Here is a 14,952-nt window from a genome sequence, read left to right on the forward strand (position 1 = left end):
ACCTGCCTATTGCTCCGGTTCGATTTCGCCCCAATCAAGGTCGATTTCATCGAGATCAAATGCAAAATCGAGCTCCATACCCTCGTCGAATTCAGCAACAGCCTCGACGCCTTCCTCTGCATGAAGCTTCAGCTTCATGAGATCGTTATTCACGGCTATGCTCATGACTGCGATTTCGCTGGCGACCTCTTCATCTGATAGTTTTGGATCGAATGTCGCTGACGTCACGAGCTTTACTCGACAAGACTGATCGCCGGTTGCGTCGATCTGGTAATCCTCGACAGCAATCAGCAAGTCATTGATTCGCGGCTCGATCACAGTTTCTAGCTTACATTGAGCGCTTGCGACGCGTTCGAGAACACGGAACTGGAATACTATATCCTCCATTTCTTCCATGGTGAGGTCATAGCGACCGTCCTCTCCGTCAACCGCGACAACTTTTGCGCCGCGTTCGATATGCGCGAATCCGGGATCGGTGACATCGATGAGAGGGAACACTTCGGCAGCTGGTTTTTCGATGTCCACTTCGGCCTCAAACTCGACCGGACCCTGGATCATCGGCTTGTCCTTATTGAACCCAAACATGTCACACTCCCTGCGATTGCGCGGTAAAGTGTAGGCACTAAGCACTCGTTCCTAAGAAAGAGTTTTGATTGTCCGCGCCAGATCGACGAACTCATCAACACTCAGAGTTTCTGCACGGCGGGTTGGGTCAATGCCGACGTGCTCAAGTGCTGCCAGTGCACCCGGCAAACCTTTCAGGCTCTGGCGTAACATCTTGCGGCGTTGACCAAATGCAGCCTCAGTCAGGCGTTCGAGCATCCGTGCCGAGACATCGGCAGGCGCGTCGCGCGGGGTCACATGGACAATTGCGCTCATGACCTTGGGGGTGGGGTGAAGGCGCTGCGATGCACTTTCATCGCCAATGTCGCCGCACCGCGCCATTGTGCGAGCACCGCGAGCCGCCCGTAAGCCGATGTGCCCGATTTCGCGACAATACGCTGAGCCACCTCTTGCTGAAACATCAGCGTCAGGGAGGTCCATTGCGGTGGCCAGTTTTCCCCGCCAAGCCATCTCACAAACAGAGCCGTGCCAACATTGTAGGGCAGGTTGGCGACCACCGCATACGGCTCGCCGTTCATGATTGAGCCGTGATCGAGCTTCATGGCGTCGCCCTCAATCACGGCCAATTTTCCGGGAAATGACTCAGACAATTCAGCGAGAGCGGGAAGGCAACGCGTATCCATCTCGATCGCCGTGACTTTTGCGCCAGCGCGCAGCAAGGCACGAGTCAATCCGCCCGGTCCAGGTCCAATTTCCAGCACATTTTTGCCGGTGAGGTCACCGGGTATAGCGGCGATACGGTCCAGCAATTGCTCATCGAACAAAAAATTCTGCCCCAAAGCTTTGGATGCTGAGAGGCCATGTTTGGCGATGACTTCTCGAAGCGGCGGGAGGTCAGGCATGCGTCTGCTGGTGTAGAGCTCGCCTGATCGCACATTCGCCCGCCATACGAATGGCAGCAATCATGGCGCTGGGGTCGGCGGTGCCTTTGCCCGCAATATCGAAGGCGGTCCCATGGTCCGGCGACGTGCGGATGATGGGGAGGCCCAGCGTGACGTTGACGCCCTGATCGAATTCGAGTGCTTTCAATGGGATCAGCGCCTGATCATGATACATTGCCAGCGCCGCATCATAGGTTTCGCGCGCACGCGGCGTGAACAGGGCATCGCCGGGGTGAGGGCCGCTGACCGAAAATCCCTCTTCCTCCAGCGTTTCTATCGCGGGCTGAATGATGTCGATCTCTTCGCGTCCAAACTTACCGCCTTCGCCCGCATGCGGGTTGAGACCCGCTATGGCGAGATGCGGGGTGTTAAGTCCAAAGTCGCGCTTTAACGCTGCGGCGACAATACGCGCTTTGCTGACGATCAATTCGGTGGTCAGCAGCGAAGATACCTCGGACAATGCGCAGTGCACGGTCAGCGGGACTGCACGTAATGAAGGGCCTGCGAGCATCATTACCGCGTCGTCTTCATGGAGGCCGCATGCCACCGCCAGAAATTCGGTCTGGCCAGGGAATTCAAACCCCACCTTGACCAGCTGTGCCTTGCTTACCGGGGCCGTAATTACGCTCGCAGCTTCCCCGGTCAGAGCAAAACGTGTCGACTCAGCGAGAGATTGCAGGGCCAGAACCGCGCCTGCATCATCTGGAGAACCCGGCTGATACTGACCGTCGACGATTGGCAAAACCGGCAAACCGTGTGCGAAGGCCTCCGCCGCCTCGGCCGGGCTAGCGATGGAGACAATCGGACAACTGATGCCCCGCTGTGCCGCCGCATCTCGCAACACATCCTCGCCGCCAACGACGAAGAAAGGCGCCAGCCCCTCAGCTTTCGCTCGTAACCATGCGAGCGCAATTAACTCAGGGCCAATTCCCGCAGGGTCTCCTAATGAAACAGCAAGCGGGGCGGCTGATGCGTTCAAGGACGTCGAGCTGCTTAGTTATATTCGATATAGGCGTCATTGCGCAGATCGCGCAGATAACGCTGGGCGCGCTTGCTCACGCGTTCATCTTCGATCTGAGCCATCATCTGATCGAAATTCGGGCCCTCGCTCGCGGCAGGATCATCACGACCACACAACATCAGCACACGAATGCCGTCTTCCGGCGTGCCGAATGCCGGCGTGCTCTGACCGATTTGCAGCTGCAGGATGGATGCCTGTAGCTGGTCAGGTAGCGAGCGCGCGCGAATTTGGTCATTCGTCACAACGGTAGCCCCCAGTGCTGACGCAGCACTTTCTGCATCGCTACAGCGCTGAATGGCCTGCACGCCATCCTGGAAGGCCGTCGCCCGTGCGGCGAAGTCTTCTTGCGAGACACCTGGTTCAAAGCCGATCGAAATCTGCTTTAGCGACAGCAGAGCGTCACGCGGATCAGCAGTTAGAACCTGCCGCTTGTCAATCAGATAGACGATCCAATATCCGCCGGGGATTGTGACAGGCCCCACCAGTTGTCCGGGCTGCATTTCGCGAACTATGTTCTCAAGCTGTGGGGAGCGGAGTTGTGGCAGGCGAATCCAGCCAAGATCACCACCGACTGCTGCCGTCGTCGCCTCGGAGAACTGACGGGCGTAAGCGACGAAGCTTGCCCCCTGACGCAGTTGCTCCACGATTTGCGTACCGTTGCGTTCGACGGCTGCCGCGCTTTCAGGGGTAGAAGAGAGGAAAATCTCCCCGACCCGGTATTCTTCGGTGCCGCGGGATTCCTCAAGGCGTTTGATCACCTCGTTCACTTCTTCCTCGGACACGTTCACGAACGGCTGAACATTGCGCCGCAACAGTCGCTGCCAGGCGAGTTCACCCTCGATCTGACGTTTCAGTGACACCGGGGATGACCCAATCGAAATCAGATAGGCATCCATTGCCTCAAGGTTCTGGCCAAAATTCTGCCCGGCCACTCTAGCATAGGTTTCGTTGACCTCAGCGCGAGGAATTTCGATTTCCTGAGCGCGCGCTTCCTGAATCTGTAACGTTTCGTCGATCAGATTGCGCAAAACCTGCATGCGTACCCGCTGAAGCTCTGCCTCTGGCAACTCGCCGTCACTGGCATTGGTGAGCAGAGCGACACGATGCGCGACGTCAGTGCCGGTAATCACATGACCGTTCACGATTGCGGTTGCAGTGCGGACATTGGGATCTGTTTGTCCGAGCAGTGTGACCGTGTCCGGCAGTCCGAGTGGGTTGTCGGCGGTTTGTGTCGCAGCCTGGCTAAATGCAGGCGATGTCATGCCTACGACGCTCAGCGCAGCCAGTGAGAAACCAAACAAGGAATTGGAAAACGTCTTACGGATCACGAAAATCTCATCAATTACGGTGTGCCCCGACACCTGGATATAGCCACGCGTCTATTCCTACGCGCCTTAACCAAAGCTGATTAAGCTGTGCAGATAGCGTGTATGTCCCGCTATGCCAACGGGCGGCGAATGCCTCTCAACGATTATCGAAAGCCAAGATTTTTGAGAGTGAAAAACAGCTGGAACGTATTGCCGCGCTCCGCGTCGCCAGATGTCACATAGTCGCGCCGCCAAGTGAGCCCTAATTCCAGACAATCATCCGAATATGCAACGCCCAGACGGGTGCGGATAGGTTCGAAACCATCTGAACTAAAGGACGGATCTTCATCAAAATCAGTGAGATTAAAGACGCCGCTGGCAAATACTGACCAATAGTGGGCAAAAGCCACACGGGCTGCGGCGCGCAATTCCTCGCGGTCCTGCAAATCCTCAACCAGAGTGATATCACGATTAAGCCGCAGATAGCCGATCTCTGCATAGGTGCGGCTGGTACCAAGTGTCGCGTCAATCTCGTTACGGCGAAACGCTAAATTGTCTTTATCCAAACGGTACCGGTGAGTGAATTTCACCAGGTCTTTGAACCGAATTTCCGTTCGGCCCACCACGTCCGATATACGCTCAGACAGGCCCGTTCCATCGGGCAGGATCAGCGGATCTTTTTCCAGACGATAGGATTGCCCGACATTTGCCTTCACCTCCCAATTGGGGCGGCGGAATTGCCAGTCGAAACCGTAAGTCAGGCGAATGCCGTCCTCTACCCGGTCGTAGCCGGGGAAACGGTTGAGCGCGAAGAGGTTGGAATCCTCCAGATCAATCGCCCGTGCATCCTCGTTGGGAACCGCGAGATTGCGGAAGCGGGGCGCAGCAACAAGCTGTACGCGCGGCGTGAGCGTTTGCTGACCATCAAGGAATGTGCCGACAAACGGCCATTTCACATCCAGTGCCGCCAGGCCAATGCCGCGAAACTGCCACCCAGGATTGCCGCGATAAACGGCGGTAGAGGTCAAATTGTTTTCATCAGAATGATAGACATCACCCCGTGCCAACGCGGTGACCTGCACCAATTGGCCGAGCGAGGTGACGCGCCGCAAATCCCAACGGGCACGGGCAAAAGCGCGCTGCGTATCCTGGCCGACATCGCGAATGATCGCGAGACTGTTGGCCTGCAGCTCAACTTGCCCGCCGAGGACAGGGTCATTCAGCCGCTTGCGGTAATCGATAGCAGGAAGGGCAACGGGTATTTGCCCTTGCTCATCGGTCAGTCTCAGCGTTTGCGTCGCCCAACCGGCAATCGAAAGGTAAGAACTCTCGTCGATCCGCTCCAGATCGATCATTGACCGCAGCCGGTCATCGCGGCTGATATCGTAGCGGCGCAGGAATGTGCGGTCGCTGGCGAGCCGGACGGAGCTCGTCAGGCTCCAATTCTCGTCGAACTGGAATTTGCCATTGGCGAACAGATAGCCGCGCGGGTCGCTCTCGCTGGTCGGAACGCCGGTAAAATCGGAAATGCGCCTGCTTTGCGTGGCATAGCCAGTAATCTGATATGCGCCTTTGCTCGTCAATTCGCGATATTGCGCGCTGAGCATGGGCGGCGCCTCGGTGAACAGATATGCCGTGGCGGTAAGGTCGCGATTGTCAGAGAACCGCCAGTAATAGCTCCCTGAAACCTCGACGCCATTGCTTTCCGAAATCCGCAGGTCTGGAACCAACACCCCGTTGACCGCTCCGCCATCTGTCCGAATGGCCAGGCCAGGCAGGGGCAGTATGCGCGCGCCAAACAGCTCCAACACCGCCCCCTGGAACCGCACACGGTTATCGTCCGGGGCATAAGTCACGCGGTCGGCGGTGACGCGCCAGCTCGGATTTCTGTCGCAACCCTCGGGGTCGACGACTGCGCAGGCAGAATAGGCCGCCTTGGATAAAGCGATGGTGCCGTCATCCATGCGAGCGCCGGACTCCGCCGCTAGCCTACCACCCTGTCGTAATGCGAGAAGCAGATCCTCCATCGCGCCCGCTTCGAATTCATCCGTCAGAGTAATCGAATCGGAATAAAGCTGATTGCCGTTCTCATCGACGAAACGAACGCGACCCGTTGCTGTGATCGTCCCGCTCGGGCGGTTCCAGCTTACCCGATTGGCACGCAAAGACCGATCGCCACTGCGCAGCAGAACATTGCCAGAGGCCGTGACAGTATCGGACGGCGAATCGTAGCTAAGAATGTCCGCCTCAAAATCTATTGAGCGATCAATGGGTGGCGATTCGTTTTCAGATTGCTCATCGGAAGCTGCCGGGGAGGAACTGGTGGTCGCCTGCGCATAGAGGGGCATGGGGGTCAATGATGCCAACAACATCGTCAATGATGCCGTAAACATCGACAACGGTGATACACTTGGCGATGGTGGCGCAGGACGCACGCGAAGCATCCTCAAATCCCTTTCCCGCCGGTCGACCATGGCTTGCCTATCGCACCACCCACGACTAATCGCAATCATCATTGCAACCGAGTGCCACCCTGGTGCGTTTAAGCGACATCTAGCCCCGAATTGCTGGGGCCACATATTCTGGAGTATTCATGGACATCGAATTCAGCAGCACGCCCCCAGCAAATGCAGATTGTGTCGCACACATCATCGATAAGGGGGCGATTCCGGATGATCTTGAGGCGAGCCTGCGCGATGGCGCAGATGCCGCACGTTTCAAAGGGAATGCCGGGCAGGTGTTTGATGGGTTTGTAGAGCGTGAGGGCAAGGTTGCACGGGTTGCTCTTGCCGGATCTGGTGACGCGAAGAGCGACACCCGGACGAAGAATCTTGAAAAGGCAGGTGCTGCGTTGGCCGCCAAGTATCAGGCATCGGGTGTTGAACACATTGCATTGAATTCGGCCAATCTGAGCGCTGATGAATGCGTCGCGGTGTTGACCGGGCTGCGCCTGCGCAATTGGCGCTGGGACACGTATCGCACGACGATGAAGGATGAGCAGAAGATCACGCTGAAGCAGGTAACCGTGCTTGGCGCGGTTGACGGGGCAGAGGGTGCATGGTCAGAAATGGCGGCGGTTGCAGATGGTGTGGAGTTTACTCGCGAGCTTGTGACAGAGCCTGCAAATGTTATTTACCCTCAGAGCTTTATCGATCGTTGTAAAGAGAAGTTCGAAGGCACTGACGCTGAGATTACCATTCTCGATGAAGGTCAGATGGAGGCGCTCGGTATGGGGGCGCTGCTCGGCGTCGGGCAGGGCTCTCGCCGCGACTCTCGTATCCTCGCGATCCAGTGGAATGGCGGCAACGCAGGCGATGCGCCGCTCGCTTTCGTTGGCAAAGGTGTGACTTTTGACACGGGTGGTATCTCGCTGAAACCGGGGCCGGGCATGGGCGATATGAAGTTTGATATGGGCGGCGCCGGTGCGGTTGCCGGTGCGATGCTCACATTGTCTAAGCGCAAGGCAAAAGCGAATGTCGTTGGCGTCATGGGCCTCGTTGAAAACATGCCAGATGGTAATGCGCAGCGCCCGGGCGACGTCGTCACTTCCATGTCCGGACAGACTATCGAGGTTCTGAACACCGATGCAGAGGGACGGCTTGTGCTGTGTGACGCGCTGCATTGGACGCAAGAAACCTATAAGCCCAAGCGGATCATCGATTTCGCCACACTGACCGGCGCGATTATCATTTCGCTTGGTCATGAGCATGCTGGCCTGTTCTGCAATGATGACAGCCTCGCCGATGATCTGATCGCGGCAGGCAAAAGCAGCGGCGATACCCTTTGGCGGCTGCCACTTGGCCCGGCCTATGACAAGCTGATTGATAGCCCGATTGCGGATATGCAGAACATTGGCAGCAAAGGTGCTGGCTCGATCACCGCGGCCCAGTTCCTTCAGCGTTTCATCAAGGATGGGACGGCATGGGCGCATTGCGATATCGCTGGCACTGTGTGGGCAGACAAGCCCGGCGCAACATGGGGCAAAGGCGCAACGGGATACGGCGTGCGACTGATGGATCAGCTGGTCCGCGACACCCTTGAAAGCTGATTGCTGCCGATAGTTCTGCAACAATGCCTCAAACAGCGAAGTGATAGGCTGCGAGTATGCCGAAGATGCGCCGCAAGTCTGATCTGCCAAGCAAGATTTGCGAGGGGTGTGGCTTGCCTTTCAACTGGCGCAAAAAATGGGCACGGGATTGGGAGAATGTGCGATACTGTTCAGAGCGTTGTAAGCGAAACAAACCCCAGCCAGCGGAGCGGTAGGCGAAAAAGGAATCCATGCGCGTTGATTTTTATCAGTTGAGCAGAGACCCGGTCGAACAGGTTGTAGCTCTGCTCGCGCGCAAAGTGTTAGGCGCGGATGCAAAGCTGCTGGTCGTCTCCGGTGAAATCGCGTTGCACGAAAAGGTGTCGAAGACGCTGTGGGACCAGGATGGAGCAACTTTTTTGGCGCACGGGTTTGCGGGCGGGCCGCATGATGCGCGGCAGCCGATCTTGCTTTCCGACAATTGTGACGCCCCTAACGGCGCGACCATGGCCATTCTGGCTGATGGGAAATGGCGCGAGGATGCAACCCAGTTTGCACGGGTATTGCTGCTGTTCGGGCCAGATAATACCGAGGCTGCACGTGATCTCTGGCGCACCATGAGCGGTGATGACAGCCGCGATCTGCACATTTTCAAGCAAACCGAGAACGGAGCTTGGCGAGAGGGTCGTTAAGCGGTCTTTTATAGGCGCGAATGCAGGGGCTGTGCGCATGCGACGTGGGTTGATTTCCGTTATCTTGGCGAGCGCACTTGCCGCCTGTGGGCCTGATACTTCAGATGGTTTCGAGGGCGAAGACGACACTCTTGGTACCTACGACATAGATTCAGCGACCGGAGAGATCACGGCGACGATCACAACCGGGGACGGGACCGTGAGTGTCAATGCTGGTCCTGACGTAGAGGCTGATCTGCCAGATGGCTGGACGCTTTACCCTGGTGCACAAGTCGTCGCCACCACCAATGCGTCGACTGACGAGGGCAAAGCGAGCATCGTGTCGTTCATCACTGAAGATGGGCCTGACAAGGTCGGTGCCTTCTATCGCGATCAGGCGGAGAAAAACGGTGTGAAAATCGAGATGGAAATGAAGACTGGCGATGGTCAGATGATTGCCGGATCAAACCACGCGGGGGCGGGGGTGTCGGTCATTTCCAGCCCCGAAGGCGACAAGACCATGACCCAACTCTCGATCAGCCAGAATTTCGGCACTTAGCCCCCCTCATCACATCTCACAGGGCTTGCAGCTTCGCGCCTGCGGCGCTATCGGCGCGCGCAACGATAACTCCCCTGTCATTTAAGGAAATTCTCATGGCGGTTACCCGCACCTTTTCGATCATCAAACCCGATGCCACACGCCGCAACCTTACCGGTGCTGTCACGCAGATGCTGGAAGAAGCTGGTCTGCGCGTCGTCGCATCAAAGCGCATCCACATGTCGCAAGAACAAGCCGAGGGCTTCTACGCTGTACATAAAGAGCGTCCGTTCTTTGGCGAACTGGTTGAGTTCATGATGAGCGAACCAGTTGTTGTTCAGGTTCTTGAAGGCGAAGACGCCGTCACACGCAACCGCGACATCATGGGCGCGACCAACCCGGCAGAGGCGGCGGAAGGCACCATCCGTAAGACGCATGCGCTTTCTATCGGAGAGAACACCGTACATGGGTCGGACTCCGACGAGAACGCAAAGATCGAAATCGATTTCTTCTTCAGCGAAGACGAGATCGTCGGCTAAGCCAGCCACATCAATTTCATGAAAGGCCCGGCGCTGCGCGATGCGGCGGTACCGGGCTTTTTGTTTGCGCAAGGGTTGCGAGGTTACTTTGCGAAACCCGCCATTTGTGCGCGGTGATCGCCGTGATGTTGCTTGTCCGACCGCGCTTGCTCGGCGTCCATCGCCGCGAGCGCGGCATGGGTAAAGTCCACGCACAATTCGCCATAGATGCGGCGAATCTCGGCACGCCAATCGGTGCTCAGGGCATCAAACGGCACGCGAACAACAGAACCATCAAACCTTTTGAGCGCCTGCTCAGTGCGTTGCTGACGCAATGTGAGCTTACGCCGCCATTCCGCTTCAATTGTCTCTATTTCGACATGGTCGCTTTGCGGCGCCATCTGGCTGGCGACCATCGAAATGCTGCTCGCGAGAACTGCGTCATCATCCCGTTCCGCAATCACCAGTCGCGCGTTTGGGAACTGCGCCAGCAATGCGGGTAAGTCTTCTGAATATTGCGGACATTTCAGCACACGGGGCAAATCGGCATTGCCCATGCTCGCGGCATCAGTGCGCAAGATACGCGCAAACTCGTTGTAGACCGGGGCTGGATCGCGCGCCTCGCTCCATTCGACAAAGCTGGGAATGTGCCATTGTGCCTCAATCGCACAGGGGCTGAGCGCGGCGGCGAGCCACCCGATTTCCTCATCGGTGCGGGTGGCTCCAATGGGATGCAAAGCGTCAATCCACGGGTTCACGCTACGGGCCAGTTTGAGTGCAGCATTGCTGGTGACCGGGCGAATATCGAACAGGCGGGGTATAGGATCATGGCTGTTGCAAAATCGCGTACCGCAATGGGCAGGATCGGCTGCTAGCAAACGTTGCAACCGCGTGGTCCCGGCGCGCATTTGCCCAACCACGATGATCGGATCGGCGAGCGGTGTTTGCGCAAGCTCTGGCTGTTTACGCCAGATTTTCCCCAGCGCGTGCCGTTTGCGAATGGCTGAAGTGATTTGTCCATAGGCCATTGTGTGGCCCAGAGCATTGAGTTGCGCCTCCTCGCGCACCGACTGGCACAGCATTTCCAGTCGCGCGCGAAAATCCGCGACATCCTCTTCGCTGCGTCCCGAATACTCATCCTCTTCGCGATGCGATTTGCTGCCCTTCGCCCACAGAAATTCAGGCTCAATCGGCGGCTTTTCGGTGAGTCCACGCTCCCACATTTGCGCGATGGCTTTGTTGGCACGGATCGCGCCTTTCGCGCGGGTCAGGGGATGTGGGCGGGGCGGTGGCATGGGGGTCAGGGCATCAAAACTCGTCAGCAGCGTCCATAAGTTTGGTCAACCGTTTCGGGGCAACCGCCTGCCAACTGCGCTCTAACCAACTTTGCACCACATCCCAGTCGACGCCTTCGCGGTTGAGGATGATCCCGATCCAGCCGCTTGCACCGTAATAGGCAGGCTTGAAATAGATGTCTGGCTGAGCCTCTATCAGACCCTCAAGCTCATCAAGACCGCTGGTTTTGGCGAGCACGGCGATATGCTCTGATCCGTGATGCTGGTTGTTGAAATAGGCGAAGTATTTGCCGGCCTTTTCAGAACCGACCCGCCATCCGGGCGCGCCATGGCTTTCACGCTCACGTGTCTCGGGCAGGGCAAGGGCGAGATCGCGGACTTTCGCAAAAAGATATTCCGCATTGTAACCGCGCGAAACATAATTTGAGACAGCGCGAGGGTAGAGCTGATGCTCGGCCACGCGCACCCGGTTGGCCAGCTTTTCGGGCGTGTCTCCCGGCCAGATCGCAACTTCACATTGCGCGAGCATTTGGCCAGAATCCAGCTCTTCCGTAACAAGATGGACGGTCGCGCCCGCTTTCGCATCACCTGCATCAATCGCTCGCTTATGCGTATCCAGCCCCGGGTATTTGGGCAGCAGCGAGGGGTGAATGTTGAGCATTTTATCGGCCCAGCGGTCTACGAAACCGGATGTCAGAATGCGCATATAGCCTGCCAGCACGATGTAATCCGCCGAGGCATCAATGGTTGCGCGTTCCATCGCAGCGTCATGCTCTTCACGCGGCATGCCCTTGTGGGACAGGGCAAAGGTAGGGACGCCTTCCGCCTTGGCCAGCGTCAAACCTTCTGCATCAGGATCGTTCGCAGCGACCAGCACCACCTCATAAGCGGCGTCGGGCAAGCTGCTGTGATAGAGCAGGGCGGCCATATTGGTGCCCTTGCCGGAAATGAAGATCGCGACTCTGGCGCGCGTATTGGTCTGCGAACCGCCCCTGTCAGGCAAGGAACTGCGCATTCCACGCGTCTGTCGTACCCCAGCAGCCAGCGCCGCCTGTTACGGTGCAGCCCTTTTCACCCTCAATCACGGCACCGATGCGGAAAGCAGTTTCACCAGCTGATTCCAAATCCGCGATGATCGAGGTCGCTTCTTCCTCATCCACGACCAGAACCATGCCGACGCCGCAGTTAAAGGTGCGCGCCATTTCGGCAGCCGCGATATTTCCCTGATCCTGCAAGAAACGCATCAGGCAGGGTTGCGCCCACGAGCCCGCATCGATTCGTGCATGCGCGCCGCCGGGTAGCACGCGCGGGACATTCTCAAGCAAACCGCCACCCGTAATGTGTGCAAGCGCCGCAATCCGCCCATCGTGGATCAGCGGCAGCAGGTTTTTCACGTAAATGCGCGTTGGCTCGACCAGCGTATCGATGAGCGAGCGGGTTTCATCGAACGGCGCGGGCGCATCCAACTGCCAGTTCTTATCCTTCGCCAGACGGCGCACAAGTGAATAGCCATTGGAATGTATTCCCGAGCTCGCAATGCCTACCAACACCTGCCCCGGTGCAACTTTTTCGCCGGTCAACTGCTCACCGCGCTCAACTGCGCCTACGCAGAACCCCGCAAGATCATAGTCACCGCTTGCATACATGCCGGGCATCTCGGCGGTCTCCCCGCCAATCAGTGCACATCCTGCCTCAGTGCAGCCTTTTGCGATCCCAGCTACGACTCGCTCCGCCACTCCGCTTTCCAGCTTCCCCGTCGCGAAGTAATCGAGGAAGAACAGCGGTTCAGCGCCTTGCACGATCAAATCGTTGACGCACATCGCGACCAGATCAATGCCTACCGTATCGTGGCGGTCGTGGTCGATGGCCAGCTTGAGTTTGGTGCCAACGCCGTCATTCGCCGCAACCAGCAAAGGATCTGTAAAACCAGCTGCTTTCGGGTCGAAAAACCCGCCAAAACCGCCAATCTCGCTGTCTGCGCCAGGCCGGGCGGTCGCCTTCACCAGCGGGCCAATCGCCTTTACCAGCGCATTGCCTGCCTCAATCGACACGCCGGCCTGCTCATAGGTGTAACTTTGCGGGTTTTGCTGCGTTTTTTCGGTCATTAATCGACAGCCATACTCATTCGCGCTTGGTTTTCCATGCCGCTTTGGGCAAAAGGCCTGCGGTTTTCCCCATGCAACGTTCTCAACCGCCTTCCTTATCGCACAGCAAACGCATCCTCGCCATTGGCGCGGGGCTAGTTGTGCTGATCCTGCTAGCTCTTGCAGTTCGCGCGCAGGTGGGCGGAGAGCGCGGTATTGCGCCGATTGCGGCCTCCAGCGATATTGAGGTTACAGGGATTGAGGTTGATACTCGCGGTAGCGATAGCGAGGATGCCCGGCAAAATGGCTGGGATGAGGCGGTTAAGCTGGCTTGGGCAAGGGTTGATGGCCCACGACTGCCAGATTCGCAGCTAGAGGGTCTCGTTTCGGCGGTTGTTATCGAGCGGGAACAGATCGGCCCGAAGCGGTATATCGCCACTCTCGGCGTTGTTTTCGATAGGGCGCGTGCCGCGCGTTATCTCGGCGGCGGCGCGCAAGGGCGGCCATCTACCCCTGTCTTGCTGGTGCCCGTTACCATGTCTGGCGGTACGCAACTAGTATATGAGCAGCGCAATCCGTGGCAGCGGGCCTGGGCCGAGTTTCAACCTGGCACCAGCCTGGTGACATATGTTCGCCCATCAGGTGCAGGCGGCGAATCTTTGCTGGTCAATTACGGGCAGACTGGTCGCCGCAGCCGGATCTGGTGGCGCAATATTCTCGATCAGTTTGAGGCGGGTGACGTCGCGGTGGCCATTGCAAGGCTCAGCTATTCCTATCCGGGTGGTCCGGTAACGGGTGAGTTCACCGCTCGCTATGGCATCGACAACACGTATCTTGATGGCTTCACGATGACCGCAGATAACCCCGATGCGCTGCCCGATATGCTTGATCAGGCTGTCGGTCAGTTTGACGGGATATTTCAGCAGGCTCTGAGAGAGGGGAAGCTGCGGCCCGATTCGTCGCTGAATATCGCTGTGGGCGGCGCTGATCCCGCTTTGCAGCGCCTGATTGAGATTGGCCGCGCAGTTCAAGCCGCAGAACGTGCGCAAAGTCAGGCTGCCCAATCTGGCAGTCAACCAAGTGCTCAGCCCACAACAGCACCCGCAGCCACCCCGGTTGCGAGTTTTGTGGTGCAATTTGCCACGCCTGACGCGAGCGCATTTGATGGGGCTCTTGGAGCCGTACGCGGCACACCCGGCGTGAGCGGTGCTGCAGTACGCAGCACAGCCATAGGCGGGACTTCGGTGATGAGCGTCAACTATGCCGGTTCGTTAGCGGATCTGGCGACCGCATTGAGAGCGCGCGGATTCACCGTTCAGCAGGGTAGCAATGCGCTGCTGATCAGCCGCTGAGCTTTCCTCGCATGTCGCAGCTTGCATTACCTCTCCACTCGCTGCGCGCGAATGAGCCTGCGCGCATTGTTGTTGGCAATGGTAACCGGGCAGCCGCAAGTGCTCTTGAAAACCCTGGAGATTGGCCGTTTCGTTCAGCTGTGCTGGTGGGGCCGGCACGTTCGGGCAAATCGTTGCTCGGTCGCTGGTTTTCGGCTCACGGAAAGGGCGTGACGATTGACGGCGCGAATGCGTGGGATGAAGCAAAGCTGTTCCACCGGTGGAATCGCGCGCAGGAGGATGGCGAAGCAATTCTGCTGATTAGCGATGCCGATCCCTGGGCGATTAGCCTGCCTGACTTGCGCTCTCGCATCGGGGGATCATTGCATCTGGAGATCAGCGTACCTGATGATGCGATGGTGGCCGATTTGCTGACCGAATATGTAGAGCGGCGGAGCCTGACCAATAGCGAGGCAATGTGTAACTATCTCCTGCCCAGGACCGAACGCGATTACGCGTCGATAGAGCGGGTTGTGGCTGAAATTGATCGAATTTCGCTTGAACGAAAAGTCCCTGCCACCATGTCAATTTGGCGCGACGCGCTGGATGCAGTACAAGGCCCTGATCAGGCTCGGCTGCTTTAGTTCCCGTAATT

14 protein-coding genes and 1 pseudogene are annotated in these 14,952 nt (G+C 57.7%); 7 read left to right on the forward strand and 8 right to left on the reverse strand.

Going from position 1 to position 14,952, the window contains the following annotated elements:
• Positions 1–6: 6 nt before the first annotated feature.
• The 5 genes and pseudogenes from ACZ1GM_RS06125 to ACZ1GM_RS06145 form a co-directional block, all read right to left on the reverse strand.
• Entirely contained in the window at positions 7–585 is a 579-nt protein-coding gene (locus tag ACZ1GM_RS06125; RefSeq protein WP_472678243.1) for a hypothetical protein, read from the reverse strand.
• Between the two features lie 51 nt (positions 586–636).
• Positions 637–1,466: pseudogene (gene rsmA, locus ACZ1GM_RS06130) on the reverse strand (16S rRNA (adenine(1518)-N(6)/adenine(1519)-N(6))-dimethyltransferase RsmA).
• Positions 1,459–2,484 carry a 4-hydroxythreonine-4-phosphate dehydrogenase PdxA gene (gene pdxA / locus ACZ1GM_RS06135; protein ID WP_472678244.1) on the reverse strand — a complete coding sequence of 342 codons (1,026 nt, stop codon included), beginning with the start codon at positions 2,482–2,484 and terminating at the stop codon, positions 1,459–1,461. The pseudogene rsmA and the gene pdxA overlap by 8 nt, the downstream one beginning before the upstream one ends.
• Positions 2,485–2,498: 14 nt before the next feature.
• Positions 2,499–3,788 (reverse strand): peptidylprolyl isomerase, encoded by a 1,290-nt coding sequence (locus ACZ1GM_RS06140; RefSeq protein ID WP_472678511.1) that lies wholly within the window; start codon positions 3,786–3,788, stop codon positions 2,499–2,501.
• A 209-nt stretch (positions 3,789–3,997) separates the two neighbouring features.
• Complete coding sequence (locus tag ACZ1GM_RS06145; RefSeq protein ID WP_472678245.1) at positions 3,998–6,277, reverse strand: LPS-assembly protein LptD; 2,280 nt, start codon at positions 6,275–6,277, stop codon at positions 3,998–4,000.
• Between the two features lie 149 nt (positions 6,278–6,426).
• Between ACZ1GM_RS06145 and ACZ1GM_RS06150 the strand changes: the two genes are divergently transcribed.
• The 5 genes from ACZ1GM_RS06150 (at position 6,427) to ndk (ending at position 9,608) form a co-directional block, all read left to right on the forward strand.
• Positions 6,427–7,881 (forward strand): leucyl aminopeptidase, encoded by a 1,455-nt coding sequence (locus ACZ1GM_RS06150; protein WP_472678246.1) that lies wholly within the window; start codon positions 6,427–6,429, stop codon positions 7,879–7,881.
• Positions 7,882–7,937: 56 nt separating this feature from the next.
• Positions 7,938–8,096, forward strand: coding sequence for a DUF2256 domain-containing protein (locus tag ACZ1GM_RS06155; RefSeq protein WP_472678247.1), 159 nt, complete (start codon positions 7,938–7,940; stop codon positions 8,094–8,096).
• Between the two features lie 15 nt (positions 8,097–8,111).
• A complete protein-coding gene (locus tag ACZ1GM_RS06160; RefSeq protein ID WP_472678248.1) occupies positions 8,112–8,552 on the forward strand; it encodes a DNA polymerase III subunit chi in 441 nt (146 codons plus the stop codon).
• A gap of 37 nt (positions 8,553–8,589) precedes the next feature.
• Positions 8,590–9,090 carry a hypothetical protein gene (locus ACZ1GM_RS06165; protein WP_472678249.1) on the forward strand — a complete coding sequence of 167 codons (501 nt, stop codon included), beginning with the start codon at positions 8,590–8,592 and terminating at the stop codon, positions 9,088–9,090.
• A gap of 95 nt (positions 9,091–9,185) precedes the next feature.
• Positions 9,186–9,608: a nucleoside-diphosphate kinase gene (gene ndk / locus ACZ1GM_RS06170; RefSeq protein ID WP_472678250.1), complete on the forward strand. Its 423-nt coding sequence runs from the start codon at positions 9,186–9,188 to the stop codon at positions 9,606–9,608.
• Positions 9,609–9,691: 83 nt separating this feature from the next.
• Here the strand turns inward: ndk and ACZ1GM_RS06175 are convergent, their stop codons facing one another.
• From ACZ1GM_RS06175 to purM, 3 genes are read right to left on the reverse strand one after another with little or no spacing between them, the layout of a single operon-like run.
• Entirely contained in the window at positions 9,692–10,882 is a 1,191-nt protein-coding gene (locus ACZ1GM_RS06175) for a sulfotransferase family protein (protein WP_472678251.1), read from the reverse strand.
• A gap of 13 nt (positions 10,883–10,895) precedes the next feature.
• Positions 10,896–11,897: a phosphoribosylglycinamide formyltransferase gene (purN, locus tag ACZ1GM_RS06180; protein WP_472678252.1), complete on the reverse strand. Its 1,002-nt coding sequence runs from the start codon at positions 11,895–11,897 to the stop codon at positions 10,896–10,898.
• The gene (purM, locus tag ACZ1GM_RS06185; protein ID WP_472678253.1) at positions 11,878–12,987 is read right to left on the reverse strand and encodes a phosphoribosylformylglycinamidine cyclo-ligase; all 1,110 of its coding nucleotides are present in this window, start codon (positions 12,985–12,987) and stop codon (positions 11,878–11,880) included. The genes purN and purM overlap by 20 nt, the downstream gene beginning before the upstream one ends.
• Positions 12,988–13,058: 71 nt before the next feature.
• Between purM and ACZ1GM_RS06190 the strand changes: the two genes are divergently transcribed.
• Positions 13,059–14,318 carry a heavy-metal-associated domain-containing protein gene (locus ACZ1GM_RS06190; protein ID WP_472678254.1) on the forward strand — a complete coding sequence of 420 codons (1,260 nt, stop codon included), beginning with the start codon at positions 13,059–13,061 and terminating at the stop codon, positions 14,316–14,318.
• Between the two features lie 11 nt (positions 14,319–14,329).
• Positions 14,330–14,941: a P-loop NTPase family protein gene (locus ACZ1GM_RS06195; protein WP_472678255.1), complete on the forward strand. Its 612-nt coding sequence runs from the start codon at positions 14,330–14,332 to the stop codon at positions 14,939–14,941.
• Positions 14,942–14,952: the final 11 nt, after the last annotated feature.

The sequence above is a fragment of the Qipengyuania sp. JB2-7 genome (genome assembly GCF_055693485.1).